Genomic DNA, 25,533 nt, shown 5'->3' with positions numbered 1-25,533 from the left:
CCAATCAACTGTAGGAGCTGGCTTGCCAGCGAAGAGGCCGGCCCATTCAACATCGACGTTGCCTGACAGACCGCTTTCGCTGGCAAGCCAGCTCCTACAAGGGATTGAGGGTGATCGCTGGTTTCGCGCCAGACACCAATCAACTGTAGGAGCTGGCTTGCCAGCGAAGAGGCCGGCCCATTCAACATCGACGTTGCCTGACAGACCGCCTTCGCTGGCAAGCCAGCTCCTACAAGGGATTGAGGGTGATCGCTGGTTTCGTGCCAGACACCAATCAATGCGGGGGCTGCGTTTACTCGAGCCGGGCCAGTCTTTCTTCCAGCGCAGCAATCCGCGCTTCCAGCTCTTCGATCCGTTCAACCGAAACCCCGCTGCTGCCACGCTCCGCCGGGTTTTGCCGTGCCGCCATGATCGCTTCGATATCCGCCGGATCGCCCAAGGCGTGGGTGTAACGGTCTTCGCGCTGGCCGGCCTGACGTGGAATCAGCACGGCCAGGCCCCGGGCAATCAGGCGTTCGAGTTGATGCACCACCTGTTCGGCATCTTCGAACTCATGCATGCGGCCGCTGCGGGTCAGCAGTTCATTGACGGTCTGCGGGCCGCGCAGAAACATCAGCCCGGTCAGGATGACCTGCGCCGGCACCAGTTCCAGAGCCTTGTCGACCTTGTGTTCCCAGCGGTCGGCGCGACTGCCCATCACCAGTCTGGTGAAACCGCGTCCTTCGAGGACGCGCAGGCTATGGCCGACCTGGCCAGGTGTGAGGTTCATCACCGGCTCGCGGCTGGTTTTCTGGTTGCAGGCAATCACCAGGGCATTGAGGGTCAGGGGATAGGTTTCCGGGCTGGTGGCCTGTTTCTCGATCAACGAGCCCAGAATGCGGATTTCCGTACTGTCGAGCCGCTGCTCGTCTAAAGTCGTCTCTTGCTCAGTGCTCATGGTTCTGCGTCCTTACCCGATTCATGTTTTTCACTTGCGTGGGTGCACTTTAGATGGGCAAGCGCCAATGGCAACCGAATTCGTTGCGTCATCAAGGGAATGATGACAAAAAGTGTATGAAATATTAACGCCATTTTTACAATTGGCCGGGCACCGTATGCGGGGTCGCGCGCGAGTGCGTCCACAGGGCGGGATATTGTTGGCGTCATCGCCCAAAATAGCTGAACCCTGCATCGAGTCGGCCGGTGTACGACACCTTCATTCGCCTCTGATAAAAGAAATCCAATAAAGGCGAGAGTGACTCCATGAGCCAAGACATTTTTGTATCTGTACTGATCCCCGCCAAGAACGAAGCGAACAACCTCAAGCCATTGCTTGAGGAAATCCGCGTCGCATTGGCCGCTGAATCGTACGAAATCATCGTCGTCGACGATGGCAGCACCGATTCGACCCTGCAGGAACTGCGGCAGATCCGCCACGACGGCTTGAACACCCTGCGCATCCTCCATCACGAACGCTCGCTGGGGCAGAGCACTTCGCTGTACCACGCCGCGCGAGAGGCCCGCGGGCAATGGCTGGCGACCCTCGATGGCGACGGCCAGAACGACCCGGCGGACATCCCCGGCATGCTGGCGCTGGTGCGCGGCGAACCGGGCCAGGTTGACGTGCAACTGGTCGCCGGGCATCGGGTCAATCGCCGTGATACGGCGAGCAAGCGCTACGCCTCGCGTTTCGCCAACAACCTGCGCCGCCGCCTGCTCAAGGACGCCACCCCGGACACCGGTTGCGGCCTGAAGCTGATCGAGCGCGCGGCGTTCTTGCGCCTGCCGTACTTCGACCACATGCATCGCTACATTCCGGCGCTGATCCAGCGCCATAACGGCCGCATGATCGTGCACCCGGTCAACCACCGGCCACGCACGGCCGGGGTGTCGAAATACGGCAACATCGACCGCGCGCTGGTCGGCATTCTCGATTTGTTCGGTGTCTGGTGGCTGATCAAACGCACGCGGTTGAACACCATTGCCCAGGAGATTGAAGGATGAATCTCTCCCGCGAAGCCTTGTGGCTGATCGTCGGTTTTGCCGGCCAGATCGCCTTTACCGGGCGGTTTGTCCTGCAGTGGCTGTACAGCGAGTACAAGAAACGCAGTGTGATCCCGGTGAGCTTCTGGTACCTGAGCATCGTCGGCAGCACCTTGCTGCTCGCCTATGCCATTTACCGTGAAGACCCGGTGTTCATCGCCGGCCAGGCCTTTGGCTCCATCGTCTACTTTCGCAACCTGCAATTGATCAAAAAAAGCAAACACCTAAAGGAGTAGGTCATGCGCGGATCGTTATCGACCCGAAATATTACGTTGCTCGTGACTATCGCGATTGCGTTGCTGTTTTTCTGGGGACTGGGCAGCGTGCCGTTCCTCAGTGTCAACGAGGCCCGCCGCGCCGTCACCGTGCGCGAAATGCGCGAGGCAGGCAGCTGGCTGCTGCCTTATATGAACGGCGACTTGTACTTGTCCAAGCCGCCGTTTTTCTATTGGGCCGGCCTGGTTTCAACGGCGGTGCTGGGCAGCTTGTCCGAGTGGAGCGTGCGCCTGCCTTCGGCGTTGGCCGCCGCCTTGTGCTGTGTTGGCACTTATCTGTACGGCGTTCGGCAGGCGGGGCGACAGGTCGGTCTGTTCGCTGTGGTGTTCCTGGCCGCGAACGGTGCCTTCAGCCTGTTCGCACGGCGCTCGGAAATCGAGATGCTGTTGACCCTGCTGTGCTTCGGTGCGCTGCTGGCGGCCTGGCAGTTCATTTTCCAGCAGGGTCGGGCCTTGTGGAGTCGGCTGAGCTACGTGTTGCTGGGTTGTGCGCTGCTGACCAAAGGCCCCGTTTGCCTGTTGTGGGTGACGGCACCGATTCTGGCTTATGCGCTGATCTACCGTGATGCCCGGGCCAAGGCTTATCTGTGCGACGGTTGGGGCTGGCTGATTGCCGTGGTGCTGGGCAGTTCCTGGTACCTGGCGGTGTCGGTGAGTCAGGGCTGGGGCATCTGGGCCTCGATCATCAGCGAAGACATCGTGAAGAAGATCGACGGGCAGGGCGCCGAGGCCTGGTACGCGTATCTGTTGTACCTGGCCGGGGATTTCTTCCCGTTCTGGCTGATCGCATTCGTGCAGCCGCGCAAGTTCTGGGCAATGATCCGTTCGCGCCGCGAGGCGGGCATGTTGCTGATTTGCACTCTGTTGCCGCTGCTGGTGTTTTCCCTGTTCACCGAAAAGCATGGCAAATACCTGTTGCCGGTTTATCCGTCCATGGCATTGCTGCTGGCGATGCACTGGTCGGCGCTGCTCGAGGACCTGAAGGGGCGCTGGCGCACGGTCCTGGCCGTTGTGCCCTACGTGATGCTGGCCGGGTTCGTGGTGTTCTACATGTTCGTCGAAGCGCGGGTGCTGTCGCACCGGGTTGGCGGTCTTGAGCAGGTGGCCACGCTGGCCGACGGGCAGCCGGGGCAGAAGGCCTATACCCTCGGTGAGCCGGATATCCGTCTGGTCTACTACATGGGCCGGCCGGTGGCGCCGCTGACGGTAGCGCAGTTGCAGTCCGAGTCCCGTCCGGCGGGATTGCTGTTTGTGCAAGAACCCCTCGCACCGGAACTGCAAAACCTGGCGTCGTGTCAGGTCGGTGAAATCAACCCGTACCTGAAGCCGCACCGTGCGGCGCTACTGGTGCGCATGGGCGGAGACTGCCGCTGATCGGCTTCCCGGCCGAACACACACGCCAGCACATCACCCGTTCGGACTAGGCAGGGCTAACGATTCTGCCGCGTCCGGGCGGCGCCAAACTTCATGCTCAAAGGGGTGTTGCGCCACGCGCGCCCCGCCAAACGAGCAGAAGGCGCCGCGATGGAGTTTGCATTCAGCGACGAACAGGAAATGATCCGCGCATCGGCCGAGGGCTTCCTCGCCGATGTCTCGGATTCTGCCGCCGTGCGCGCGGCAATGGTCAGTGAACGGGGTTTTGATGAAGCCCTCTGGCAGCGTCTGTGCCAGGAAATGTACTGGCCAGCGATTCATATCCCCGAAACCTACGGCGGCCTGGGCCTCGGCTTTGTCGAGCTGACGATCCTGCTGGAACAGATGGGCCGGCGTTTGCTGTGCTCGCCGTTTTTCGCCACCGCCTGCATGGCCACGCCCGCGCTGTTGCTGGCCGCCAATGATGAACAGAAGCAGCGTTGGTTGCCGTCGATTGCCGACGGCAGCGTGACCGCAACGCTGGCGTTCAGCAGTGCCAACGGCTGGTCTGCCGACGATGTCCAGGCAACGGTGGTGGCTGAAGGCGACGGGTTCGTCCTCGACGGCACCCTCAAGCATGTGCTCGACGGCCATAGCGCAGACCTGTTGATCATTGCCGCACGACAACCCGGAACCACTGGGGAAAAGGGCATCAGCCTGTTTGCCGTGAGTGCCGAGCGGGCCGGCATCGAGCGGCAAATGCTGCCGACCATGGACCAGACCCGGCGCCAGACGCGGATCCAGCTCAAGGGCCTGTACCTTGAAGCCGACTGCCTGCTGGGTGAATTCGGCAACGGCTGGTCGCACCTTGAGCGAGTCCTGCAACTGGCCTGCATCGGCCTGGCTGCCGAGCAGACCGGCGGCGCGCAGCAGGTGCTCGACCTCAGCGTGGCCTACATGCAGGAGCGCCAACAGTTCGGTCGCCCGATTGCCTGTTTCCAGGCCCTCAAACACCGCGCCGCCGACATGATGCTGCAAGTCGAATGCGCGCGATCGGCCAGTTACTACGCCGCGTGCGTGGCCCAGGAAGTCCTCGACCCGCAGGGTAATCCGCAGGTCGCGGCCGAACTGCCGCTGGCGGCGGCGCTGGCCAAGGCGCAGTGCTCGGAAACCTATTTCCATTGCGCGTCCGAATCGATCCAGTTGCACGGTGGCGTCGGTTTCACCTGGGAATACGACCCGCACCTCTACTTCAAGCGCGCCCGCGCCAGCGAGAGTTTCCTCGGGCTACCGGCCTGGCATCGCGAGCGGATTGCCGCGGTGATTCTGGGAGAGCAGCCATGAAAATCAGTTTCAGCGAGCAGGACGAACGCTTCCGTCGGGAAGTCGCCGACTGGATGCGCGCCAACCTCTGCGGTGAGTTCGAGGACCTGCGTTTTCGCGGCGGCCCGGGCGATGAGCATATGTTTCCCGAAGAGCGCAAAGCCTGGGAACGCAAACTCGCCGAAGGCGGCTGGACCTGTGTCGGCTGGGCGCCGGAGCATGGCGGGCGCGGATTGTCGATCACCCAGCAGGTGATTTTCAACGAAGAGTACGCCCGCTCCGGCGGCCCCGGCCGCATGGGCCATATCGGCGAAGGGCTGGCCGGGCCGACCATCGCCGCGTTCGGCACGGTCGAACAGCAACAGCGCTTTTTGCCTGGGATCGTCAGCGGTACGTCGTTCTGGTGCCAGGGCTATTCAGAGCCGGGCGCCGGTTCCGACCTGGCCAACGTCAAGACTCGTGCGACGCTGGATGAAGCGACCGGCCAATGGCTGATCAACGGACAAAAAGTCTGGACGTCCCTGGCCCACGAGTCGGACTGGTGCTTTGTCATCGCCCGCACCGAACCGGGCAGCGTCGGCCATCGCGGTCTGTCGTTCCTGCTGGTGCCGATGGCTCAGACGGAAATCGCTGTGCGACCGATCGAGCAATTGACCGGCACTTCGGAATTCAACGAAGTGTTCTTCGACGATGCCCGCACCGACGCCACCAACATCATCGGCGCGCCGGGCGAAGGCTGGAAGATCGCCATGGCGCTGCTGGGTTTCGAGCGGGGTGTGTCAACCCTCGGCCAGCAGATGCAGTTTCAGAACGAACTCAACGAAATCATCGCCATCGCCAAGGCCAATGGCGCCGACCGCGACCCGATCTTGCGCCAGCGTCTGGCCGAAGCCTGGAGCGGGCTGCGGATCATGCGCTACAACTCGCTGCGCATGCTCTCGGGTAGCCAGGACGGTTCGCTGCGTAAAGAGGCGACCATCTACAAGCTGTTCTGGTCGAACTGGCACGCCAGCCTCGGCAAGTTGGCGATGGACGTTCTCGGCGCGGAGGCGGAATTGCTCGAAGCTGCGCCTTACCAACTGACCCGTTTGCAGTCGCTGTACCTGTTCAGCCGCGCCGACACCCTCTACGGCGGCAGCAACGAAATACAGCGCAACATCATCGCCGAGCGTGCCTTGGGCATGCCCAAAGAGCCGCGTCCGCGCACCTGAAAGGAGAGAGTTCATGTCTGTACCTCAATATGTTGAAGGGCGCGGCCTGCTGCGCGGCAAGTCGGTGCTGATCACCGCCGCCGCAGGCGCCGGGATCGGTTTTTCCGCCGCCGTGCGTGCCGCCGAGGAAGGTTGCTGCGCGCTGATGATCAGCGATATCCATGAAGGCCGGCTGGCCGAAGCGGTGCTGAAAATTCGTGAAACCACCGGGCTGCAGCAGGTCTTCGGCCAGGTCTGCAACGTCGCCGACGAAGCCCAGGTGCAACAGCTGATCGCCTGCGCCGAGCGTGACCTGCAAGGCGTAGATGTGCTGATCAACAACGCGGGCCTCGGCGGCTCGCGGTTGCTGGTGGACATGGCCGACGAAGAGTGGAATCGGGTCATCGACGTGACGCTCACCGGCACCATGCGCATGACCCGCGCCATGCTGCCGAAAATGATGGAGCGGCGTGCCGGGGTGATCGTCAACAACGCCTCGGTGCTGGGTTGGCGTGCGCAGAAAGAACAGGCGCACTACGCCGCCGCCAAGGCCGGGGTCATGGCGCTGACCCGCTGCGCAGCGGTCGAGGCGGCCGACTACGGCATCCGCATCAACGCGGTCAGCCCGAGCATTGCCCTGCACGATTTCCTGCGCAAATCTGCGCCCCAGGCAGTGCTCGATCAACTGGCCGCCAACGAAGCGTTCGGCCGCGCCGCCGAAGTCTGGGAAGTGGCCAACGTGATGATGTTCCTGGCCAGCGACTACAGCTCCTACATGACCGGCGAAGTGTTGTCGGTGTCCAGCCAGAGGGCGTGACCATGCCACGTATTTTCGACACGCCGATGGCCTTGTTCGACGCCGTGGGCGAATCACTCGGCGTCAGCGACTGGCTGCTGCTTGAGCAGGACCGCATCGACCGGTTCGCCGACGCCACTGGCGATCACCAGTGGATTCACGTCGATCCGCTCAAGGCCGCCAGCGGCCCGTTTGGCACCTGCATTGCCCATGGTTACCTGAGCCTGTCGCTGGTCAATCTGTTCTTGCCGCAGATCGTCGAAGTCCGTGGCCTGGCCATGGGCGTCAACTATGGCTGCGAGCGGGTGCGCTTCCCCTCGGCGGTGCGCGTCGGCTCGCGGGTGCGCGGCAGTGCACAACTGATCGCGGTCGAGGAAGTGAAGGGCGGTGTGCAGGCGACCGTCCGCGTCAGCGTCGAGATCGACGGCGAGGAACGTCCCGGCTGCGTGGTCGACACCATCAGCCGCTATTACCCGGCCTGACCTTCAACAGCATTTTCGAGGAATCCAGCATGAAAGAAGCCGTCATCGTATCGACCGCCCGTACTCCGATCGGCAAAGCCTTTCGCGGTGCGTTCAATGACACCGAAGCGCCGCAACTGGGCGGCCACGTGGTGCGCGAAGCCGTGCGCCGTGCCGGCATCGAGCCGGGTGAAGTGGACGACGTGATCATCGGCGCCGCCGCACAGCAGGGTACGCAGTCCTATAACCTGGGGCGCCTGTGCGCAATTGCCGGTGGCTTGCCGGCATCGGTTGCCGGGATGGCCGTCGAGCGCCAGTGCTCGTCGGGCCTGATGAGTATCGCCATGGCCGCCAAAGGCATCATGTGCGACGAAATCGACATCGCCGTGGCCGGTGGCCTGGAGTCGATTTCCCTGGTGCAGAACAAACACAAGAACCTGTATCGCAACCAATCGGGTTCGGTGATCGAGCTGGACCCGTACGCCTATATCCCGATGATCGAAACCGCCGAGATCGTCTCCGCACGCTATGGCATCTCCCGCGACGAGCAGGACGAATACAGCTACCAGAGCCAGCTGCGTACCGCACAGGCCCAAAGTGCCGGGCGCTTCGACCGCGAACTGGCGCCGCTGACCAGCCGCCAGATGATCGTCGACAAGGCCACGGGCGAAACCCGCCATGAGTCCGTTACCTTGCTGCGCGACGAGTGCAACCGCATCGACACCAGCCTGCAAAGCCTGAAAGCGCTGGAGCCGGTATGGCCGGGCGGTCAGTGGAGCGACAAGGGGCGTTTTATCACCGCCGGTAATGCCTCGCAGCTGTCCGACGGTGCGTCGGCCTCGGTATTGATGAGCGCCAAGCTGGCCGAGAAGCGTGGCCTGGAACCGCTGGGGATCTATCGCGGCATGGCCGTCGCCGGCTGCAACTCCGACGAGATGGGCATCGGCCCGGTGTACGCCATTCCCAAGCTGCTCAAGCGCCACGGCCTGACCATGGACCACATCGGCCTCTGGGAGTTGAACGAAGCGTTCGCCTGTCAGGTGCTGTACTGCCGCGACACCCTGGGCATTCCGGCCGAACGCCTGAACGTCAACGGCGGGGCGATCTCCATCGGCCATCCGTTCGGTATGTCCGGGGCGCGGATGGTCGGCCACGCGTTGGTCGAAGGCCAGCGTCGCGGTTTGCGTTACGTGGTGGTGAGCATGTGCATCGGTGGCGGCATGGGCGCTGCTGCGCTGTTCGAGGTGGTCTGAATGATCAGCGCTCAACAGATTCAGGCGACCATGGCCCGCTACGTGGAGCTGGTGGATGCCAGCGACATCGAGGGCATCCTCGCGCTCTACGCCAAAGACGCCACCGTTGAAGACCCGGTCGGCCACGCGCCGTTGCAGGGCATCGACGCCATCGGGCGTTTCTACCGTGAAGGGCTGGGGGCGATGAAAGTCTCCGCGACCCGGACCGGGCCGGTGCGCGCGACGCTCAACGGTTGCGGCGCGATGCCGTTCCGGGTCGACATGGAGTGGGGCGGGAAACCTTGCTCGCTGCATGTAATCGATGTGATGGAGTTCGATGCCGACGGCAAGATCCGCTCGATGAAAGCCTTCTGGAGTGAGGTCAACGTGACGGCGCGAGGTTCGGCATGAGCCTGGAGCAGCGTATCGCCCGCCTGGAAGCCCTTGAGGACATCCGCCAGCTCAAGCATCGCTACCTCAATGCCTGCGACCTCAAGCAGGTCGAGGTGATTGCCGATTGCTTCGCCGAAGGTGAAGTGCTGATCGATTACGGTCCGCTGGGGATCTTTCACGAGCGCGACAGTTTTGTCGCGCTGTACCGCGAACTGGCCTGCCATGAGCGGGTGATCGACCTGCATCACGGCGCCAACCCGGAAATCGAGGTGCTGAGCGAGGATCAGGCCCAGGGCCGTTGGGCCCTGTGGTATTTCAACCTGGATGGCGAGAGCGGGGCGACGCGGCAGTTGGGTGGGTTCTATCAGGACCGTTACCAGCGTATCGCCGGGCAATGGAAGATCGTCGCCACCCGTTTTACCGCTCACTCGGAAGTGGCGCGTTCCTGAAGGCGGGTTTCGATCCGGTCGGGATTCTGCGTCCGGCCGGTTTCGTAGTGGGCCTTGAGGTGCTCGGCAATCTGCTGCACGACCTTGTTGAAGGCCTTGGCCAGCAACCTTTCAAACAGCCTGCCACCGCGCAGGCTGTAACGCATTTGCAAGGTGATGCGTGTCACATCCCCCTCCGGTTGCAAGGCATAACTGAAACTCGCCTCGCGAAACGGAAAGGGCGAGTCATTGTCGCCCTTGTGCAACCGCAGCACAAAACTAGTGCCTTCCTGCCACTGCACCACGCTTTCATCCAGATACTGACCGCCCTTGCGCAACACCCGGCGACTGGCGCCGACACCTTGCGTTGCGCCGGGATGAAACTGGCAACCGGTGAGCCCCGGTACGTAGTGTGGGGCGAGGCTCAGGTCGCACAGTTTGGCCCACGCGGCTTGTGGTGGGAGATCGAGCAAAACACTGTGGCTGGCCATTGCGGGCATGTCGGAATTCCTCTTGTTATTTGACTGCTTGAAAGATCGCAGCCTCGTTTCACTCGACAGCTCCTACAGAGATTGAGGTTCAACTGCAGGAGCCACCGAAGGCTGCGATCTCTTCAGGATTGGGCCGCGTCGAGAAACGCCGGGCGTTCACCTGCGCCATGCACCGCGATGTCCGCGCCACTGACGTAACGGGCCAATGTCGAGGCCAGGTACAGACAGGTATCGCCAATGTCCTCCGGGGTTGCCAGGCGTTGCAGCGGAATGGTCGCCGCCACCCGGGCAATGCCCGCGTCGTCACCATAATGCATGGCCGCCTGCTCGGTGAGAATCAGTCCGGCGGTCACGGCGTTGACCCGCACCTTCGGCGCCCATTCCACCGCCAGCGAAGTGGTCAGGTTCAGCAGACCGGCCTTGGCCGCGCCATAAGCGGCGGTGCCGGGGGAAGGGCGGGTGGCGCTGACGCTGCAGATGTTGATGATCGCACCGCCGCCGGTCTGCACCTGCATCACCTGATTGGCTTGCTGGCACAGGTTCAGTGGGGCAATCAGATTCAGGCGGATGATCGCTTCGCTGAAACGCGGCGAGGCCGTGGCGGCATCGGCGTTCGGTGAACCGCCGGCATTGTTGACCAGCACATCGAGGCGGCCGAAGCGCTCGACGATTTGCGCGATCAAGCGCCCGGACTGCTCGACATCGCGCAGATCACAGGGCAGGAACAGCGCCTCGCGCCCGGCGCTGGCGGGCACGGTTTGTGGGGCTTCGCGACCACAAATCACCACCTCGGCACCGCAGTCCAGAAAGCGCTGGCTGATGCCGCGCCCCACGCCTTTGCCACCACCGGTGACCAGTACCACTTTGCCGCGAAAGTCCATCGGATCAAGCATGGGAATTCTCTTTTTGTCGCTCGGGAATGCCGTCGATGCTAGGTCGACCGTCTTTGTAGGCCAACGTCCGATGAGACTAGAGACTGTAGGAGCGAGCTTGCTCGCGATGGACGTCAACGATAACGCGTAAAACCTGATGCCCTGCGGTGTCCTGACGTTTTTCGCGAGCAAGCTCGCTCCTACAGGCGCGTAGTCCTGTCGGACGATGTTGGCGACTCGGCCCCTCGGAATAATCCGGCTACAACAACAGGCCGGGAGGACACCTTATGGGCGCTTCAGCGCAAGGGCACTTCGTTACGCTGCCGGATGGTTTGCAGCTGCACTATCGTGACGTCGGCAACGGCGAGCCGGTGATTTTCATTCATGGCAGCGGGCCGGGCGCCAGCGGTCACAGCAACTTCAAGCAGAACTACCCGGTGTTTGCCGAGGCCGGTTACCGGGTGATCGTTCCCGACCTGCCGGGCTACGGCACTTCGGACAAACCCGACACCCTCTACACCCTGGGCTTCTTTGTCGCAGCCCTGAGCGGTTTGCTCGACGCCCTCGACATCCAGCGTTGCGTGCTGGTCGGCAACTCCCTGGGCGGCGCGATCGCGATCAAACTGGCCCTCGACCAACCGCAGCGTGTCAGCCGTCTGGTGCTGATGGCGCCCGGTGGCCTGATGGAAAAGGAACAGTATTACCTGCAGATGGAAGGCATCCAGAAAATGGGTGCGGCCTTCGCCAAGGGTGAGCTGAACGATGCGGCGGGCATGCGTCGCCTGCTGGCGCTGCAACTGTTCGATGAAAGCCTGATCAGCGACGAAACGGTCAACGAACGCGTGGCCGTGGTGCAACAGCAGCCGGTGTGCGTGCTGTCGACCATGCAGGTGCCGAACATGACGTCGCGCCTGGGTGAATTGCAGTGCCCGATCCTCGGGTTCTGGGGCATGAACGATAAGTTCTGCCCGTCCTCCGGTGCCCAGACCATGCTTGAGCACTGCACCAAAATCCGTTTCGTGATGCTCAGCGAGTGCGGGCATTGGGTCCAGGTCGAGCACCGTGACTTTTTCAACCGCCAGTGCCTGGCATTTTTTCAGGAGGCCCGCGGATGAGCGTGCAATTGCGCCGTGAATTCGGCGAAGAGCTTTATCAGGCGTTGATCAGTGGCAGCACCTTGGCGCCGCTGACCGAGCGTTGGCCGTCGATCAGCATTGAAGACGCCTATCACATTTCCCTGTACGCCATTGAGCGTCGGGTGGCGGCCGGCGACCAGATCGTCGGCAAGAAAATCGGCGTGACCTCGGCGGCGGTACAGCAGATGCTCAATGTGCATCAGCCGGATTTCGGCTTCATCACGCGGCAGATGTCGTTCGATGACGATGCCCGGATTTCCCTGTCCGCCAACAAACTGATCCAGCCCCGTGCCGAAGGCGAGATCGCCTTCAAGCTCAAGCATGATCTGGTCGGCCCCGGCATCACCGAAGCCGACGTGCTGGCCGCCACCGAATACGTGATGCCATGCTTCGAGATCGTTGACTCGCGGATTCACGACTGGCGCATCCGCATCCAGGACACCGTGGCTGACAACGCGTCGTGCGGCGTGTTCGTGCTGGGCGACAGCAAGGTCGACCCCCGCGAGCTGGACCTGCCCAACTTGCGCATGCGCGTGTTCAAGAATGGTTTACCCCTGAGCGAAGGGCTGGGCTCGGCGGTGCAGGGCAACCCGCTGACCGCCGTGGCCTGGCTGGCCAACACCCTGGGTGCGTTCGGCATTCCGTTCAAGGCCGGGGAAATCATCCTGTCCGGCTCTCTGGTGCCACTGGAACCGGCCCGTGCCGGCGACCGTTTTGAACTGACTATTGATGGCCTGGGCAGTGCCCGGGTGTCTTTCTGCGCCTGACTTTTGGAGTTTGACCCAATGAGCAAAAAACTCAGAGCGGCCATTATCGGCCCGGGCAACATCGGCACTGATCTGCTGATGAAAATGTGCCGATCGCAATGGATCGAGCCGGTGTGGATGGTCGGCGTCGACCCTGAATCCGAGGGCCTGAAACGTGCTCGGGAAATGGGCATCAAAACCACCGCCGAAGGCGTCGACGGCTTGCTGCCTCACGTCCTCGACGATGACATTCGCATCGCCTTCGATGCCACCTCGGCCTATGTGCATGCGCAAAACAGCCGCAAGCTCAACGAGCTGGGGGTGATCATGATCGACCTCACGCCTGCGGCCATCGGCCCGTTCTGCGTGCCGCCGGTCAACCTCAAGGAGCACGCGTCGAGCCTGGCGATGAACGTCAACATGGTCACCTGCGGTGGTCAGGCGACCATCCCGATGGTGGCGGCGGTGTCGCGGGTGCAATCGGTGAGCTACGGCGAAATCGTGGCCACGGTGTCCTCCGGTTCGGTCGGCCCGGGTACGCGGCAGAACATTGATGAATTCACCCGCACCACGGCCGGTGCGGTGGAGAAGATCGGCGGCGCCCGACGCGGCAAGGCAATCATCGTGATCAACCCGGCCGAGCCGCCGCTGATGATGCGCGACACCATCCACTGCCTGACCGATGACGAGCCGAACCAGGATGCGATCCGCACCTCGGTGCTGGAGATGGTCCGCGAAGTTCAGCGCTATGTGCCGGGCTACAAGCTGATCAACGGGCCGGTGTTCGACGGGCGCAAGGTGTCGATTTTCATCGAGGTCGAAGGCCTCGGCGATTTCCTGCCCAAGTCCGCCGGTAACCTCGACATCATGACCGCCGCCGGATTGCGCACGGCCGAGATGTTCGCTGAAGAAGCCTGCAAGGGCACCCTGCAATTGCCTGCCCGTTGAGTGGAGAATCGCTATGAATTTGCAAGGTAAGCGCGTGCGTCTGCACGACATGAGTCTGCGCGACGGCATGCATGCCAAACAGCATCAGATCAGTATCGAACAAATGGTCTCGGTGGCCACCGGCCTCGATGCGGCGGGTGTGCCGCTGATCGAAATCACCCACGGCGATGGCCTGGGCGGTGCGTCGCTGAACTACGGTTTTCCGGCCCACAGCGACGAAGAGTATTTCGCCGCGGTGATCCCGCAGATGAAACAGGCCAAGGTCTCGGCCCTGTTGTTGCCGGGGATCGGCACCCTCGACCACCTGAAGATGGCCCACGAATATGGCGTATCGACCATTCGTGTGGCGACCCACTGCACCGAGGCGGACGTGTCCGGCCAGCACATCGGCATGTCGGCGAAGATGGGCCTGGACACCGTCGGCTTCCTGATGATGGCGCACATGGTCAGCCCGGAGAAGCTGCTGGAGCAGGCGCGCCTGATGGAAAGCTACGGCGCCAATTGCATCTACTGCACCGACTCGGCCGGCTACATGTTGCCCGATGAAGTGACGCAAAAGATCGGGGCCCTGCGTGCCGGACTGAGTGCCGGGACCGAAGTCGGTTTTCACGGCCACCACAACATGGGCATGGCCATCGCCAACTCCCTGGCCGCCATCGAGGCCGGTGCTGCACGGATCGACGGTTCGGTCGCGGGCCTTGGCGCGGGGGCGGGCAATACGCCGCTGGAAGTGTTCGTTGCGGTGCTGGAACGCATGGGTGTCAACAGCGGCGTCGACCTGTACAAGATCATGGACGTGGCCGAAGACCTGGTGGTGCCGATGATGGATCAGCCGATCCGCCTCGACAGGGACGCACTGACACTCGGTTACGCCGGGGTCTACAGTTCGTTCCTGTTGTTCGCCAAGCGTGCCGAGCAGAAGTACGGCATCGCTGCTCGCGAGCTGCTGGTGGAGTTGGGGCGGCGTGGCACGGTGGGGGGGCAGGAAGACATGATTGAGGACCTGGCGCTGACTTTGTCACGGGCGCGGGGTGTGTTGCCGACCTGATTGTCGAGGGAGCAAAAAAACCACCGGACTCGGTGGTTTTTTTTTGCCTGGCGTATCTGCGCTCAGGGCAGCAGGTTGCGCACCTGCGGTGGATAACAGTTGATGGCCGTGCTCGCACAACTGAAGTAAGCCGTGGTCGGTCGGTAGGCTTCGTTCTTGAACAGTTGGCAGAGGCTGGTGGAAGCACCGGCACAGACGATGATGAATAGAGCACAAGTGGTTTTGCGCATGGTGAGTCTCGACACGGTTTTATTGTTGTAGAGACAGGTTATGGCGGCGCGCGGCGAGTGGCTTCGTCCGAATGGACTAGGCGATCCCCTGTAGGCGCGAGCCTGCTCGCTCCTACAGTGATTTGGGTTGCCGGCAGATTTTGCATACAGGCACCATCCGCTGTAGGAGCTGTCGAGTGCAACGAGGCTGCGATCTTTTGATTTTTAAGAGCAAGGTCAAGAGATCGCAGCCTGCGGCAGCTCCTACAAAAAATTGTGCATCAGCCACGGCGTGCTATGGCGCCCATGGCCATGAACAGCGCCGCAATCGCCCGGGCTTCATGCAGTTCGCCGCGGGCCACCAGTTCGGGGATCTGCGCCAGGGGTACGCGCAGGCATTCCAGCGGCTCGGGTTCGTCGCCTTGCAGTTGGCAGGGGTTCAGTTGTTCGGCCAGTACCACCCGGTAGCGATGACACAAGTGTCCCGGTGCCAGGGTCAGTTCGCCCAGTTCGGTGAGACGTGCTGCGCGCATGCCGACTTCTTCGCTCAGCTCACGCTGCGCCGCCTGCAAATAGTCTTCATCGGGCTCGGCGCCGCCCTTGGGCAGGCCGAGTATGGTTTTTTCCACACCGACCGCGTATTCGCGCACCAGCAACACATGCTCTGGATCGGGCATCGCCACCAGCATCACCGAACGATAACCGGTGCCGCGCAGGCGTTCGTAGACCCGCTGCTGGCCGTTGCTGAATTGCAGGTGCAGGGCTTCGATCTGAAAGTGGCCGCTTTGCGCCAGCAGTTCAGTCTTGAGGATGGTTGGGCAGTTGCGCATGGGGCAGTCCCCTGTTTGGGATAAAGACACTGTGCGCTGTACAACGGGGGCCGCCATCGTCCGAGCGGACGAGGGCGGCAATGAGGGTTAGCCGAGTGTCGCCACGCTGCGCAGGATCAGGCGCACCAGCATGGTCTGGCGGGTCACGCCGGTCTTGGAGAAGGTCGAGCGCAGGTGTGCCCGCGAAGTGTTGCGGCTGATGCCCAGCTCTTCCGAAGCTTCGTCGAGGGTCAGGCCGTTGGCCAATAACATCGCCAGCTGGGTTTCCGCCGGGGTGAAGTCGAACAGCGCGCGAACGATTTCCTGCGGTGCGGTGGACTGTTGTTCCGGGTCGCTGATGAAAATCACTACGGTCGGGCATTGCTTGCCCTCGCTCCAGTCGGTCAATGGCACCGAGCGCACGATGATCCCCAGGTCCGCCTTTCCGGACGGCCGCTGCACGCGCAGGGCCTCGACCACCGACGGGTTGCTGCTCTTTTGCGACAGCAGCGACTGTTTGACCAGTCGCCGGAACTCCTGAGTGTCCCGCGCGGTACCGACTTGCAAGCCATCATTGACCAGTTTGATGCCGTCCTTTTCCTGGATCAGCCGGTCGGCGACCTGGTTGGTCTGCAGCACCTTGCCGGACTCGTCGAGGATGATCGTGCCGACCGCCATCTGGTTCACCGCGCCGGCGTACAGGTTGCGCTCGGCTTCGATGCGGTTGAGCTGCATGTGAATCTTGATCGAGCGTTCCAGGTGCGCAATGAAATGCGTGAGCATGGCCTTTTCTTCGTTGCCGAAGGGTTTGTCGTCACGTCCGCGGCTGATGCGAATGCGGCACTGGGCCCCGTCGACGGTGTTGATGTCGGCACCGAGGATGTGGAACACGTCCACAGGTTCAAGGAAATTCTTGTAGAACTCGGAGTTCTGCCAGTCGTCGTTGGAGACGAACTCGGCGAGGGTCACGACCTGGCGGTTGGGCAGGTCGACAAACGGGTCGAGGCTGAAAAAATGTTTGTTGTACGACGCGGTTGCCTCGGTCGAGGTGCCCGTGGTGTTGACCATCAAGCCGTCCACGTGGGCGCTGGGCGGACGCAGAATGAAGGTCACGTACTTGCTGTTCAGATGCACATTGAGCTGATTGAGGAAAGTCGCCCAGGGAATGTTTTCCAGCGGACCCTGATAGAGGTTGCCGATCAAATCACTGAACGTATCGAGGCTGAGGCTCTGCTGCATGGGGAAAAACCGTTTTTATTATTAGCGTTGGCGGTGGCCGAGAATAAGCGCCGATATCGACTCCTTGCAACGCTCGGGCTCAGGGCCTGACCGGCGGCTGCCGGTCAGGCCCGGGGCGGGCGAAAAGCCGCTGATGTCAGACCCGTTCGCTGGCCCGCACGACAAACTTTTTGTGTTCGGCAACGTCGGCCGACAGCGCCTCGACATCGGTGTAGAACTGCTCATACCAGCGGCGCAACTGATAGACCGGACCGTCGCCGTCACACAGCAGCGGGTTGTCGACGCGGGTCTTGCTGTGCCAGATGGCCACGTCTTCGTAGAAGGCTGCCTGCGCCTGCGCCACGTAGGCCTTGGCCATCGCCTGGTTCTGCTCTTCGCTGAGCCCCGGGATCTTCTTCACCAGCACGCCATAGCGCAGGGTGAAGCTGTCCAGGTCGATCGGCACATGGCAGTTGAGCAGGATCGAATGGATCGGCTGGCCGTTCATGGCGCCGTTCATTTCGGTGATCTGATAGGCCGGGCCGAAATAGGTGGCTTCGGTGGTCAACACGCTGTCGCCGGACAGGCGCTCACTGCGGGCGCGCATGATCTGGGTGGCCAGGTGGCCCTGGAAAATATTGATGAACTCTTCGACCGGCGCGCCGTGCACAGTACCGAAGTGCGCCATATCGGCGATGTTGTCGATCAGTTCGCGGCAGTTGGTGCCAATCTGCAGTTCGGCGACTTCCCACCCCGCCCATTCGTCGCTGTAGCAGGCGTCGATGCGCGGAATGCGTTGTTCCGGCAGCGGCGGATTGCCTTCGGGGTCATTCCAGACGAACAGCAGCTGGTTCTCTTCCATGATCGGCCAGCTCTTGATCTTGGCCCGCGGCGGAATGCGCTTGGCATAAGGGATGTCATCGCACACGCCATCGGCGCCCCAGCGCCAGGCGTGGAACGGGCAGCGGATCGAGTTGCCTTCAACGCAACCGGTGCTCAGGTCGGCACCCATGTGCGGGCAGTAGCCATCAAGAATATGCAGTTCGCCGTCTTCACCCTGGAACGCCACCAGACGGGTGCCGAACACCTCCAGGCGATGGGCCTTGCCGTCGCGGTATTGCGCGGCCAGGCCCAGGCAATGCCAGCCACGGGCGTAGCGGTCTTCCAGCAGTTTGGCTTCGATGCGGTGCAGGGTACTCATCTTATTATTCTCCCAAGGGATCACGGGTTTGGCGCATGTAACGGATTCTGCCGGCCCTGTAAAAGCGGGCATCGTCTGAATGGACGATGGCTGCTTTTGGTTGGCCCGCTCTACTGGCGCCATTGGACCCATGGCAGGAGTAGGCGATGAGTAATGAACAAGGGCCGGTAGCGGTGATTACCGGAGCCGCCAGTGGTATTGGCCGAGGCTTGGCCGAACACGCGGCGAAGCTGGGCATGCGCCTGGTGCTGGCGGATCGGGATGCAGCGGGCCTGCAAGCCCTGTGCGACGAATTGAAAGCCCGCGGTGTGCAAGCGATTGCCTGCGTCACCGATGTCGGTGATGTGAAGCAGGTCGAGCGCTTGCGTGACCAGGCTGTCGAGCACTTTGGCGGGGTCGACCTGCTGTTCAACAACGCCGGGGTGATGCAAACCGGTTTCAGCTGGGAAATCACCGAGGCGCAATGGCAGCGCATACTGAACGTCAACCTCAATGGCGTGATCAACGGCATTCGCAGCTTTGTGCCGCTGCTGCTCAGTCAGGGCCGGGCAGCCCATGTGATCAACACGGCGTCCCTTGCCGGGCTGGTCAGCAGTCCGTTGATGGCACCGTACAACGTGACCAAGCAGGCCGTGGTCGCGCTCTCGGAAACCCTGCATTACGAACTCGCCATGATCGGTGCACCGGTGTCGGTTTCGGTACTGTGCCCGGGGCCGGTAGCCAGTGAAATCATGGCGTCGAACCAGATGGTGGGCACCGCCGGATCCGACTTCAGTCAACTGCTCGACAGCACCGTTCGCCAGGGCATGACCCCGGCGGAGCTGGCCGCGCAAGTGTTCGCCGCCGTCGCGCAAAAGCGTTTCTGGATCCTGCCCCACAAGAGTTTCAAACCGGCCCTTGAACGCCGTCTGCAAAGCATCCTGGGCGAGACCAATCCGCAGTTTCAAATGACTGACGTAGAGGACGATGTCCATGCCGCTCGATAAGCAGATCGCTGGGGTTCTCCAGCAGTTTCGCGACATCCCGGAGCCCGATTTCAGTCAGGTCGATGCCGCACAGTACCGGCAGTTCTCCGACAACCTGCTGCCGGCCATCCCCGGCGATCCGATGAGCGAGGTGCGCGATCTGCGGGTGGCCGGCGCGGACGGTGATCTGGACGCACGGCTGTACCGGCCATCGGAAGAACCCAACCTGCCGTTGCTGGTGTTTTTCCATGGCGGCGGATTTGTCATGGGCAATCTCGATACCCACGATAATCTCTGCCGTTCATTGGCCCGTCAGACCGAGGCGGTGGTGGTGTCGGTCGCCTACCGACTGGCGCCGGAAAGCAAGTTCCCGGCAGCACCGCTCGATTGTTACGCGGCCACCTGCTGGTTGGTCGAGCACGCGGCTGAACTGCGCGTCGATGGCAGCCGACTGGCCGTGGCCGGGGACAGTGCCGGGGGCAATCTGGCGCTGGCTGTCAGTCAGTTGGCGGTACGACGCCAGGGGCCGAAGATCAGCTATCAGTGCCTGTTTTACCCGGTCACTGACGCAGGTTGCGACAGTCAGTCCTTCGAGGACTTTGCCGAGAGTTATCTGCTTTCCGCCGGGATGATGCGCTGGTTCTGGCAGCAATATCTGCAAGGCGTCGGGCAGGCGGATGATCCTTTGGCCTCGCCACTGCGTGCCGAGAGCCTGGCGGGGTTGCCGCCAACGACCCTGATTAGCGCCGAATTCGACCCATTGCGTGATGAAGGCGAGGCAATGGCCGAGTGCTTGCGCGAGGCTGGTGTGCCTGTGCGCGTCCAGCGTTGTGACGGCATGATCCACGGCTTTGTCAGCATGGCGCCCTTTGTCGAAGGGGCGGCACATGCCTTGTCCGATGCGGCGGCCGACCTGCGCGGGGCACTCCAGTGAACGGCCTGGCTTTCAACACGGTACCGCAACTGATCGAAGCCATCGGCGCCGGGCAGATGGTGGTGATCACCGACGACGAACACAACGGCGAAGGCTCTTTGCTGATGGCCGCCGAACAGGCCGGGGCCGAGGCCGTCACGTTCATGGCGGTGCAGGCGCGCGGGCTGATTTGCCTGGCCCTGACCGAGCAGCGCTGCCGCGCGCTGGGCCTGGACCTGATGGTGCCCAACTCGCGGGCGCAACATGGCGTGGGTTTTACCCGCTCGATCGAAGCCGCCACCGGGGTGTCCACCGGCATCTCGGCGGCGGATCGGGCGCGCTCGATCCAGGTGGCGGTCGACCCGGCCAGCGTTCCGGCAGACCTGGTACAACCGGGGCATATCTTCCCGGTGCAGGCCTTGCCCGGTGGCGTGATGCAGCGGGCCGGACATGTCGAGGCCGCCTGCGACCTGACACGTCTGGCGGGCCTGCAACCGGCGGCAACGCTGGTGGGCATTCTCAACGAGGACGGCGAACTGGCCCGTGGTGCCGAGTTGCATGAATTCGCCCAACGGCATGGCCTGCGGATCGGCACCATTGCCGACCTGATTCACTACCGCATCCTGCATGAAGGCACGATCGAGCGCGGCGGCGAATATCCGTTGCATACCCGCCATGGCGAGTTCCAGGTGACCACCTATCAGGACACCTACCAGGGCGCGTTGCACCTGGCGCTGGTCAAGGGCCGGATCGACAGCACGCAACCGGTGCTGGTGCGGGTGCAAAGCATCGAGACGTTGCGCGATGTGCTGGGGTGTGAAAACGAGGGCGGGGCGCAACAGTGGACCCTCGAACGTTCGCTGGCCAGTATCGCAGCCGCCGGTAACGGCGTACTGGTGTTGCTGGCACAAAAGGAAACCGCCGAGGGCGTGCTCGAACAACTGCGTCAGCGCAACGCAGGCAAGCACCTGGCGTCACATTTTCCGCAACGGACCCTGGGCATCGGCGCGCAGATCCTGCGCGACCAGAACGTACGCAAATTGCGCCTGATGAGCTCGCCAGTGCCGTACAAGGCCGTGTCCGGATTCGATCTGGAAGTGACGGAATTCGTGCCGTTTCAACCCACCAGCTGAAGCACACATAAAACCTGTGGGAGCGGGCTTGCCCGCGAAGGCGGAGTGTCAGTCAACATCAATGTTGAATGTGCCGGCCTCATCGCGAGCAGGCTCGCTCCCACAATGATTTCGGTTGTTCACAGATGTTGCGTACACCCTCAGGTTCTGCTTTGGCTCAAGGCTTTATCCCGCGCAACATCTTCTTCGCCTGATCCTGCACCGCCTCCGGCGCGGTCATGTTGCCGTCGATCACGGTGATCACGGCATGGCCTTGCCACAGTTTATAGGCATCGGCCTTTTGCTGGGCTTCGGTCGGTGTCGACGGTGCGGCCAGGTTGACGTGGACCACGCCGTCGGCGCCGCGCTGTGAGGTGAAGTTCACCCGATCCCAATTGCCGATCGGGGCAAAGCTCACGCTTTTGACTTCGCTGGGTGGCAGAGGCGGGTAGTTGAGGTTCAGGCCGCTGACACCCGGCAGGCCGAGCACGTTCAGTTCGCAGCCATGCTGGTTTTTGGCACAGGATTTTTTCGCCTCTGTACCGGCCAGGCTCGCCTGTTCTATGACCTTCACGGCAAACCGCGCCGTGTCGTCCATGGCGCCGAGGGTCTTGCGGTAGCCGGCTTGCTGGTCGTGGATGATCAGGTCCATGTCGATGCCCGTGGACACCGCCACCGCCGGAATCCCCTTGAACATCGCGCGCACGGCCGCGTTCAGGGTGCCGGACATCTGCGTCAGCGGGCCGACGTTTTCGCCGAAGTTGCTGCCCGACACCACCAGGTCTGGCGGCGAATCCTTGAGGATCACGTCGAGGCCGACGTTGACTGCATCCACCGGCGTGCCGATGGCGGAGGTCTTGCCCGCTGGCGGGGTGTAGCCCTGCGGCGGTCCGACGCAAAACTTGCCCGGCGCCAGTTCGGTCACCGCCAGGGCCTGGCCAGGCACGACCACGCTGGCAGCGCTGATGCCACTGCTGTCGTTCAACGGCCCGACCAGCGTGACCTTGTGCCCGGCAGCGGTCAGGGCGCGGTACATCGCATCGATGCCGGGTGCGCGGCAGCCATCGTCGTTGGTCAGCAAAATGTTCAGGGCGTTGGCTTGCATCGACAGGCCAACGCTGGCCATGGCGATGATGCCGGTAAGGAGTTTGTTCATGGGGGAGTCTTCCGTGGGAGGAGCAGATTTGACAGAGCATGACACCCCGACCAAATGAATCGGTCGGAGCGTCAGGGGTTTAGCGGGTGCCGAGTTGGCGCAGATTGCCAGGGGTGAATTCGTCTTCGGTGAAGGCGGTGGCATTGAGCTTGGCCGGTTTCTGATCGACCAGCATGCGGTCAACCAGGTAGGACCCGGCGATCAGGTCGTGGTAGATGCCGAGGCGAGCGTGGTAGCGCTGCATCTCGTAGGCGTAGATCGAAGTCTGCATGTTGGTGCGCCACAACTGGCCACGGCTGTCGTAGTTGTCGGCCAGGGTCGCGGACCAGCTGTCCTCGTCCAGGTACAGCACGCGCTTGGCGTACACGTGGCGGGCACCTTCCTTGAGGTCGGCCTGCAACACCCAGACGCGGTGCTTCTCGTAGCGCATGTACTGCGGATCGATGTGACCGGTGGTGGCCAGGATCTGGTCGGCCGTTACGCTTGGATCGTCGATCTTGTAGTTGTGGTACGGAATGTAGATCTCTTTCTTACCGACGATGGTCCAGTTGTAGCGGTCCGGTGCACCGTTGAACAAACGGTCTTCGTCGTACACGCGAAAACCTCCCGCACCTGTCGGCGAGTCGTAGCCCACGGTCGGCGCGCGACGTACCCGGCGTTGACCCGGGCTGTACTGCCAGGCCTGGCGGGGGGAGGAGGTCGGGTTGATGAATTCGTGACCGACCACGATCTCGCCTTTCTTGCGCACCGGTTCCAGGGTGGTGATCAGGAAGTTGGTGAGCACACCGTTGGCCGTCTCCAGGGATTTGTCCGGACTGGACCAGATCGAGAAGATCTTGTAGTTGACCTCTTCGAGCACCTTTTCCTTGTTGGCGTACACCACCGCCTGGCCGTAGTTGGCCTCTTCAGTATTGGCGCGCGACTGCAAGGTATGGTTGAACATCAACTCGCTGCCGTTCTTCGGGATCGGGAACGGCGAGGCACCCCAGGCGTTTTTCGTGTCGTTGTTGTCATTGTCGAGTTCGGCAGTGACGGCGTTTTTCTTGATCAGGTCTTCCATGCGCTGATCGAGGCGGAAGTCGCGGTGGCTCGGGTACACCGGGATCTTGAAGGTATCAGGGTAACGCTTGAGCAACGCTTTCTGGCCATCGGTCAGGTTGCCTGCGTACTTGTCCATGTTCTTCGAATCGATCACGAACAGTGGTTTTTCCGCGGCGTACGGGTCCGGATACGGGGTGCCGGGGCCGGCGTACTTGAGACCCGGTGGCAGACCGCGCCATTTGCCGGACCAGGCCGGGATGCTGCCGTCGGCGTTGCCGGCTTTTTCGGCGCCCATCGGGGTCAGGTCCTGGCCCAGGCGTGCGGCTTCTTCGGGACTGACCTTGGCGTTCGCCAGGCCACTGCCGAGCAGGCCGACGGTCAGCGCGGTGCTCAATAATGTTTGGGTGAATCTGGACATGCTGTGCTCCTCCGACAGGGGAATCAGAACCGGTACTTGAAGTTGAGAGCGACGTTGTCGCGGTCGGCTAACGGGCTGTTGTTGGCGTTGCCGAGGTAGGCGTTGTAGCGGGCCTCGACGGTGAAGTTGCCGAGGTAGCGCCACGAACTGCCGATGCTGGCGCGGTTATCGTTCTGGCCGGCGTTGATCGAGCCGACCATCGAGCTGTCGCCGTGGGCGGCGGCGCTGAAGGTGACAGGCACCGACATGTCCCATCCGCTGAACACGTTGTTGTAGTCAAAGTTCGCCTGCACCGTGTAGCCCCAGGCATCGCGGTCATTGACCAGGCTGTCGGTTCCCGGCAGCGCGAAGCCAGGGGCCAGGGTCACTGGCTGCGACTTGTCGTTGCTGACCACGGTGTTGTAGACCACTTCGCCGGTCAGGCTGGTGTTGTCGGCGAAGAAGGTCGGGCCGAGCACGTAGATCATCGACGTTTGCGCTTGCACGGTCTTGCCGCGCACGGGGCTGGAGAAACCGTTGTCGACCATCACCGGCGTACCATCGCGGTAGCTGACTTCACCGGCCCAGCTGACGTCGCCCAGCACGGTGGCGAAACTCGCGCCGAACAGGTCGATGTTGTCGAAGTAGCGCACCTGATAGCGGCCCAGGGTCGATGCGAAGTCCAGCGACGGGGTCTTGTCGTGATAACGCGCGTAGTAGATGCCGAACTCGGTGTTGTTCAGCGACTCGGCGGCGTAGGTGAAAGCCAGACCGTACTGGCCGCTGTCGCTCGGTTTGTCGTCCTTCAGACGGGTGACGAAACCGGAGGCGTCGTTGAAACCACCCTCATCGATGAAGTCGGTGGTGGAGAAGTAGCTACCCACGCCGAACAACTCGGTTTTCTCCCACTTGTATTGGTAGTAGGCCTGGATACCCAGGCTTTCGGTCAGGGCGAACTGGGTGAACAGTTGGCCGACCGGCAGCAGGATTTCCTTGACCTCGACGCCCGGAGTGGTCGCCTTGGTCGCGTCCACCGGGCTCTGGGCCGCGGAAATACCCGGATAGAACAGGCTTTCACCCCAGCTCACCACCTGGTTACCCAGGCGCGCGTTGAGGGCGTGGCCGCTCACGTCCCAGGTGCCATAGGCGTAGTAATCGAGCATGCGCAATTCATTGCGATGCTGGTCGATGGTGTCCTGGGAGAAACGGTCGGGCTGGCTGCAATGGCCGCCGGCGAAGCAGTTCGAGGTACCGGTGGTGTTGTCGTTGTCCTGATCGTAGACGTTGTCGTAGAAGCCCGTCGCCCGGACGAACACGCCGTAGTCGTCCTGCCACTTGATGTTGGCTTCGGTGAGAAAGCCGCTGCGGTTGTTGATCAGGCTGCCTTTGTCGAACGCGTTGTCGCCGTCGTTGCCGTTAGCGTTCGCGGTCAGTTTGTGATCGCGAGCCTCGGTCCGCCAGGCGAGGCTGTACGTCAGTGTGGTGTCCCAGTCGATGCTCAAGTCTTCGCTTGGCTGAAAGCTCATGGCGTTAACGTGAGCGCTCAATCCGCCAGCCAGCATCAATAGAACAAGCTGTGTGCGAGGGTGCTGTGTTGGTGGGGCGATTATTGTTTTTATCATGTCGTCCTCATGGCCCAGGTCAGACCTGCCCGACCTGCATTTCAGGGGGGATGATTGGTGCTGTGGGCGACTATGGAGTCACGACTTGCGCGCAACATCGTCCAAGCGGACTAAGCGATTTGCACGGGGCGGTTGCGGTGTTCGCCTTAGTCCCATCGGACGATGAACGTCCGGCG

27 protein-coding genes are annotated in these 25,533 nt (G+C 62.2%); 17 read left to right on the top strand and 10 right to left on the bottom strand.

Annotation, left to right across the window (positions count from 1 at the left end; translation table 11 throughout):
* Positions 1–292: 292 nt before the first annotated feature.
* Positions 293–937: a YceH family protein gene (locus tag AC1D19_RS28640; RefSeq protein ID WP_477765372.1), complete on the bottom strand. Its 645-nt coding sequence runs from the start codon at positions 935–937 to the stop codon at positions 293–295.
* Positions 938–1,242: 305 nt separating this feature from the next.
* Here AC1D19_RS28640 and AC1D19_RS28635 point away from each other — a divergent pair, with 305 nt between their 5' ends.
* From AC1D19_RS28635 to AC1D19_RS28590, 10 genes are all read left to right on the top strand, one after another.
* On the top strand, positions 1,243–1,983 hold the full coding sequence (locus AC1D19_RS28635; RefSeq protein ID WP_223462622.1) for a glycosyltransferase family 2 protein: 741 nt from the start codon (positions 1,243–1,245) through the stop codon (positions 1,981–1,983).
* Positions 1,980–2,258, top strand: coding sequence for a lipid-A-disaccharide synthase N-terminal domain-containing protein (locus AC1D19_RS28630; protein WP_223462623.1), 279 nt, complete (start codon positions 1,980–1,982; stop codon positions 2,256–2,258). The genes AC1D19_RS28635 and AC1D19_RS28630 overlap by 4 nt, the downstream gene beginning before the upstream one ends.
* Before the next feature lie 3 nt (positions 2,259–2,261).
* Complete coding sequence (locus AC1D19_RS28625; RefSeq protein ID WP_477765371.1) at positions 2,262–3,671, top strand: ArnT family glycosyltransferase; 1,410 nt, start codon at positions 2,262–2,264, stop codon at positions 3,669–3,671.
* A 150-nt stretch (positions 3,672–3,821) separates the two neighbouring features.
* Positions 3,822–4,994 carry an acyl-CoA dehydrogenase family protein gene (locus tag AC1D19_RS28620; protein WP_477765370.1) on the top strand — a complete coding sequence of 391 codons (1,173 nt, stop codon included), beginning with the start codon at positions 3,822–3,824 and terminating at the stop codon, positions 4,992–4,994.
* Positions 4,991–6,184, top strand: a complete 1,194-nt coding sequence (locus tag AC1D19_RS28615; RefSeq protein ID WP_477765369.1) for an acyl-CoA dehydrogenase family protein — start codon at positions 4,991–4,993, stop codon at positions 6,182–6,184. The genes AC1D19_RS28620 and AC1D19_RS28615 overlap by 4 nt, the downstream gene beginning before the upstream one ends.
* A gap of 13 nt (positions 6,185–6,197) precedes the next feature.
* Positions 6,198–6,980 carry an SDR family oxidoreductase gene (locus tag AC1D19_RS28610; protein WP_477765368.1) on the top strand — a complete coding sequence of 261 codons (783 nt, stop codon included), beginning with the start codon at positions 6,198–6,200 and terminating at the stop codon, positions 6,978–6,980.
* A gap of 2 nt (positions 6,981–6,982) precedes the next feature.
* A complete protein-coding gene (locus AC1D19_RS28605; RefSeq protein ID WP_477765367.1) occupies positions 6,983–7,441 on the top strand; it encodes a MaoC family dehydratase in 459 nt (152 codons plus the stop codon).
* A 29-nt stretch (positions 7,442–7,470) separates the two neighbouring features.
* A complete protein-coding gene (locus tag AC1D19_RS28600) occupies positions 7,471–8,673 on the top strand; it encodes an acetyl-CoA C-acyltransferase (RefSeq protein WP_477765366.1) in 1,203 nt (400 codons plus the stop codon).
* A complete protein-coding gene (locus tag AC1D19_RS28595; protein ID WP_477765365.1) occupies positions 8,674–9,063 on the top strand; it encodes a nuclear transport factor 2 family protein in 390 nt (129 codons plus the stop codon).
* Positions 9,060–9,494, top strand: a complete 435-nt coding sequence (locus AC1D19_RS28590; protein ID WP_477765364.1) for a nuclear transport factor 2 family protein — start codon at positions 9,060–9,062, stop codon at positions 9,492–9,494. Before AC1D19_RS28595 ends, AC1D19_RS28590 begins: the two co-directional genes overlap by 4 nt.
* Here AC1D19_RS28590 and AC1D19_RS28585 read toward each other — a convergent pair.
* Complete coding sequence (locus AC1D19_RS28585) at positions 9,470–9,973, bottom strand: SRPBCC family protein (protein WP_477765363.1); 504 nt, start codon at positions 9,971–9,973, stop codon at positions 9,470–9,472. The genes AC1D19_RS28590 and AC1D19_RS28585 overlap by 25 nt on opposite strands.
* A gap of 113 nt (positions 9,974–10,086) precedes the next feature.
* Complete coding sequence (locus AC1D19_RS28580) at positions 10,087–10,857, bottom strand: SDR family oxidoreductase (protein WP_477765362.1); 771 nt, start codon at positions 10,855–10,857, stop codon at positions 10,087–10,089.
* A 266-nt stretch (positions 10,858–11,123) separates the two neighbouring features.
* Here AC1D19_RS28580 and AC1D19_RS28575 point away from each other — a divergent pair, with 266 nt between their 5' ends.
* The 4 genes from AC1D19_RS28575 to dmpG are packed head-to-tail and all read left to right on the top strand — an operon-like array spanning position 11,124 to position 14,714.
* Entirely contained in the window at positions 11,124–11,951 is an 828-nt protein-coding gene (locus AC1D19_RS28575; protein ID WP_477765361.1) for an alpha/beta fold hydrolase, read from the top strand.
* Entirely contained in the window at positions 11,948–12,739 is a 792-nt protein-coding gene (locus AC1D19_RS28570) for a fumarylacetoacetate hydrolase family protein (protein ID WP_477765360.1), read from the top strand. Before AC1D19_RS28575 ends, AC1D19_RS28570 begins: the two co-directional genes overlap by 4 nt.
* Positions 12,740–12,757: 18 nt before the next feature.
* Complete coding sequence (locus AC1D19_RS28565; protein WP_477765359.1) at positions 12,758–13,666, top strand: acetaldehyde dehydrogenase (acetylating); 909 nt, start codon at positions 12,758–12,760, stop codon at positions 13,664–13,666.
* A 13-nt stretch (positions 13,667–13,679) separates the two neighbouring features.
* On the top strand, positions 13,680–14,714 hold the full coding sequence (dmpG, locus tag AC1D19_RS28560) for a 4-hydroxy-2-oxovalerate aldolase (protein ID WP_477765358.1): 1,035 nt from the start codon (positions 13,680–13,682) through the stop codon (positions 14,712–14,714).
* A 62-nt stretch (positions 14,715–14,776) separates the two neighbouring features.
* Here dmpG and AC1D19_RS28555 read toward each other — a convergent pair whose 3' ends face one another.
* From AC1D19_RS28555 to AC1D19_RS28540, 4 genes are all read right to left on the bottom strand, one after another.
* Entirely contained in the window at positions 14,777–14,944 is a 168-nt protein-coding gene (locus AC1D19_RS28555; protein WP_477765357.1) for a hypothetical protein, read from the bottom strand.
* A gap of 260 nt (positions 14,945–15,204) precedes the next feature.
* Positions 15,205–15,753 (bottom strand): ADP compounds hydrolase NudE, encoded by a 549-nt coding sequence (nudE, locus tag AC1D19_RS28550; RefSeq protein ID WP_477765356.1) that lies wholly within the window; start codon positions 15,751–15,753, stop codon positions 15,205–15,207.
* Between the two features lie 87 nt (positions 15,754–15,840).
* Positions 15,841–16,971 carry a helix-turn-helix transcriptional regulator gene (locus AC1D19_RS28545; RefSeq protein ID WP_429487250.1) on the bottom strand — a complete coding sequence of 377 codons (1,131 nt, stop codon included), beginning with the start codon at positions 16,969–16,971 and terminating at the stop codon, positions 15,841–15,843.
* 136 nt (positions 16,972–17,107) lie between these two features.
* Positions 17,108–18,151 (bottom strand): 3-ketosteroid-9-alpha-monooxygenase, oxygenase component, encoded by a 1,044-nt coding sequence (locus tag AC1D19_RS28540; protein WP_477765355.1) that lies wholly within the window; start codon positions 18,149–18,151, stop codon positions 17,108–17,110.
* Between the two features lie 146 nt (positions 18,152–18,297).
* On the opposite strand from AC1D19_RS28540, the gene AC1D19_RS28535 reads away from it, so the two are divergent.
* The 3 genes from AC1D19_RS28535 to AC1D19_RS28525 are packed head-to-tail and all read left to right on the top strand — an operon-like array spanning position 18,298 to position 21,162.
* Complete coding sequence (locus AC1D19_RS28535) at positions 18,298–19,137, top strand: SDR family NAD(P)-dependent oxidoreductase (RefSeq protein ID WP_477765354.1); 840 nt, start codon at positions 18,298–18,300, stop codon at positions 19,135–19,137.
* Complete coding sequence (locus tag AC1D19_RS28530) at positions 19,124–20,050, top strand: alpha/beta hydrolase (RefSeq protein WP_477765353.1); 927 nt, start codon at positions 19,124–19,126, stop codon at positions 20,048–20,050. Before AC1D19_RS28535 ends, AC1D19_RS28530 begins: the two co-directional genes overlap by 14 nt.
* Positions 20,047–21,162: a 3,4-dihydroxy-2-butanone-4-phosphate synthase gene (locus AC1D19_RS28525; protein WP_477765352.1), complete on the top strand. Its 1,116-nt coding sequence runs from the start codon at positions 20,047–20,049 to the stop codon at positions 21,160–21,162. The genes AC1D19_RS28530 and AC1D19_RS28525 overlap by 4 nt, the downstream gene beginning before the upstream one ends.
* 157 nt (positions 21,163–21,319) lie before the next feature.
* On the opposite strand, the gene surE is transcribed toward AC1D19_RS28525, so the two are convergent.
* The 3 genes from surE to AC1D19_RS28510 form a co-directional block, all read right to left on the bottom strand.
* Complete coding sequence (gene surE, locus AC1D19_RS28520) at positions 21,320–22,297, bottom strand: 5'/3'-nucleotidase SurE (RefSeq protein WP_477765351.1); 978 nt, start codon at positions 22,295–22,297, stop codon at positions 21,320–21,322.
* A gap of 79 nt (positions 22,298–22,376) precedes the next feature.
* Positions 22,377–23,756: a DUF1329 domain-containing protein gene (locus AC1D19_RS28515; protein WP_477765350.1), complete on the bottom strand. Its 1,380-nt coding sequence runs from the start codon at positions 23,754–23,756 to the stop codon at positions 22,377–22,379.
* 23 nt (positions 23,757–23,779) lie between these two features.
* On the bottom strand, positions 23,780–25,297 hold the full coding sequence (locus tag AC1D19_RS28510; RefSeq protein WP_477765374.1) for a DUF1302 domain-containing protein: 1,518 nt from the start codon (positions 25,295–25,297) through the stop codon (positions 23,780–23,782).
* Positions 25,298–25,533: the final 236 nt, after the last annotated feature.

It is taken from the genome of Pseudomonas sp. P1_C12 (genome assembly GCF_056406435.1).
This window is presented reverse-complemented; position numbering and strand designations above follow the sequence as displayed.

Coding starts and splice junctions, on each gene's coding strand:
- AC1D19_RS28630 (WP_223462623.1), top strand. CDS start 1,980: ATGAATCTCTCCCGCGAAGCCTTGTGGCTGATCGTCGGTTTTGCCGGC.
- AC1D19_RS28545 (WP_429487250.1), bottom strand. CDS start 16,971: ATGCAGCAGAGCCTCAGCCTCGATACGTTCAGTGATTTGATCGGCAAC.
- AC1D19_RS28555 (WP_477765357.1), bottom strand. CDS start 14,944: ATGCGCAAAACCACTTGTGCTCTATTCATCATCGTCTGTGCCGGTGCT.
- AC1D19_RS28515 (WP_477765350.1), bottom strand. CDS start 23,756: ATGTCCAGATTCACCCAAACATTATTGAGCACCGCGCTGACCGTCGGC.
- AC1D19_RS28625 (WP_477765371.1), top strand. CDS start 2,262: ATGCGCGGATCGTTATCGACCCGAAATATTACGTTGCTCGTGACTATC.
- AC1D19_RS28590 (WP_477765364.1), top strand. CDS start 9,060: ATGAGCCTGGAGCAGCGTATCGCCCGCCTGGAAGCCCTTGAGGACATC.
- AC1D19_RS28600 (WP_477765366.1), top strand. CDS start 7,471: ATGAAAGAAGCCGTCATCGTATCGACCGCCCGTACTCCGATCGGCAAA.
- AC1D19_RS28595 (WP_477765365.1), top strand. CDS start 8,674: ATGATCAGCGCTCAACAGATTCAGGCGACCATGGCCCGCTACGTGGAG.
- AC1D19_RS28640 (WP_477765372.1), bottom strand. CDS start 937: ATGAGCACTGAGCAAGAGACGACTTTAGACGAGCAGCGGCTCGACAGT.
- AC1D19_RS28535 (WP_477765354.1), top strand. CDS start 18,298: ATGAGTAATGAACAAGGGCCGGTAGCGGTGATTACCGGAGCCGCCAGT.
- AC1D19_RS28540 (WP_477765355.1), bottom strand. CDS start 18,151: ATGAGTACCCTGCACCGCATCGAAGCCAAACTGCTGGAAGACCGCTAC.
- AC1D19_RS28510 (WP_477765374.1), bottom strand. CDS start 25,297: ATGCTGGCTGGCGGATTGAGCGCTCACGTTAACGCCATGAGCTTTCAG.
- AC1D19_RS28565 (WP_477765359.1), top strand. CDS start 12,758: ATGAGCAAAAAACTCAGAGCGGCCATTATCGGCCCGGGCAACATCGGC.
- AC1D19_RS28585 (WP_477765363.1), bottom strand. CDS start 9,973: ATGCCCGCAATGGCCAGCCACAGTGTTTTGCTCGATCTCCCACCACAA.
- nudE (WP_477765356.1), bottom strand. CDS start 15,753: ATGCGCAACTGCCCAACCATCCTCAAGACTGAACTGCTGGCGCAAAGC.
- AC1D19_RS28580 (WP_477765362.1), bottom strand. CDS start 10,857: ATGCTTGATCCGATGGACTTTCGCGGCAAAGTGGTACTGGTCACCGGT.
- dmpG (WP_477765358.1), top strand. CDS start 13,680: ATGAATTTGCAAGGTAAGCGCGTGCGTCTGCACGACATGAGTCTGCGC.
- AC1D19_RS28605 (WP_477765367.1), top strand. CDS start 6,983: ATGCCACGTATTTTCGACACGCCGATGGCCTTGTTCGACGCCGTGGGC.
- AC1D19_RS28570 (WP_477765360.1), top strand. CDS start 11,948: ATGAGCGTGCAATTGCGCCGTGAATTCGGCGAAGAGCTTTATCAGGCG.
- AC1D19_RS28575 (WP_477765361.1), top strand. CDS start 11,124: ATGGGCGCTTCAGCGCAAGGGCACTTCGTTACGCTGCCGGATGGTTTG.
- AC1D19_RS28620 (WP_477765370.1), top strand. CDS start 3,822: ATGGAGTTTGCATTCAGCGACGAACAGGAAATGATCCGCGCATCGGCC.
- AC1D19_RS28530 (WP_477765353.1), top strand. CDS start 19,124: ATGCCGCTCGATAAGCAGATCGCTGGGGTTCTCCAGCAGTTTCGCGAC.
- surE (WP_477765351.1), bottom strand. CDS start 22,297: ATGAACAAACTCCTTACCGGCATCATCGCCATGGCCAGCGTTGGCCTG.
- AC1D19_RS28635 (WP_223462622.1), top strand. CDS start 1,243: ATGAGCCAAGACATTTTTGTATCTGTACTGATCCCCGCCAAGAACGAA.
- AC1D19_RS28610 (WP_477765368.1), top strand. CDS start 6,198: ATGTCTGTACCTCAATATGTTGAAGGGCGCGGCCTGCTGCGCGGCAAG.
- AC1D19_RS28615 (WP_477765369.1), top strand. CDS start 4,991: ATGAAAATCAGTTTCAGCGAGCAGGACGAACGCTTCCGTCGGGAAGTC.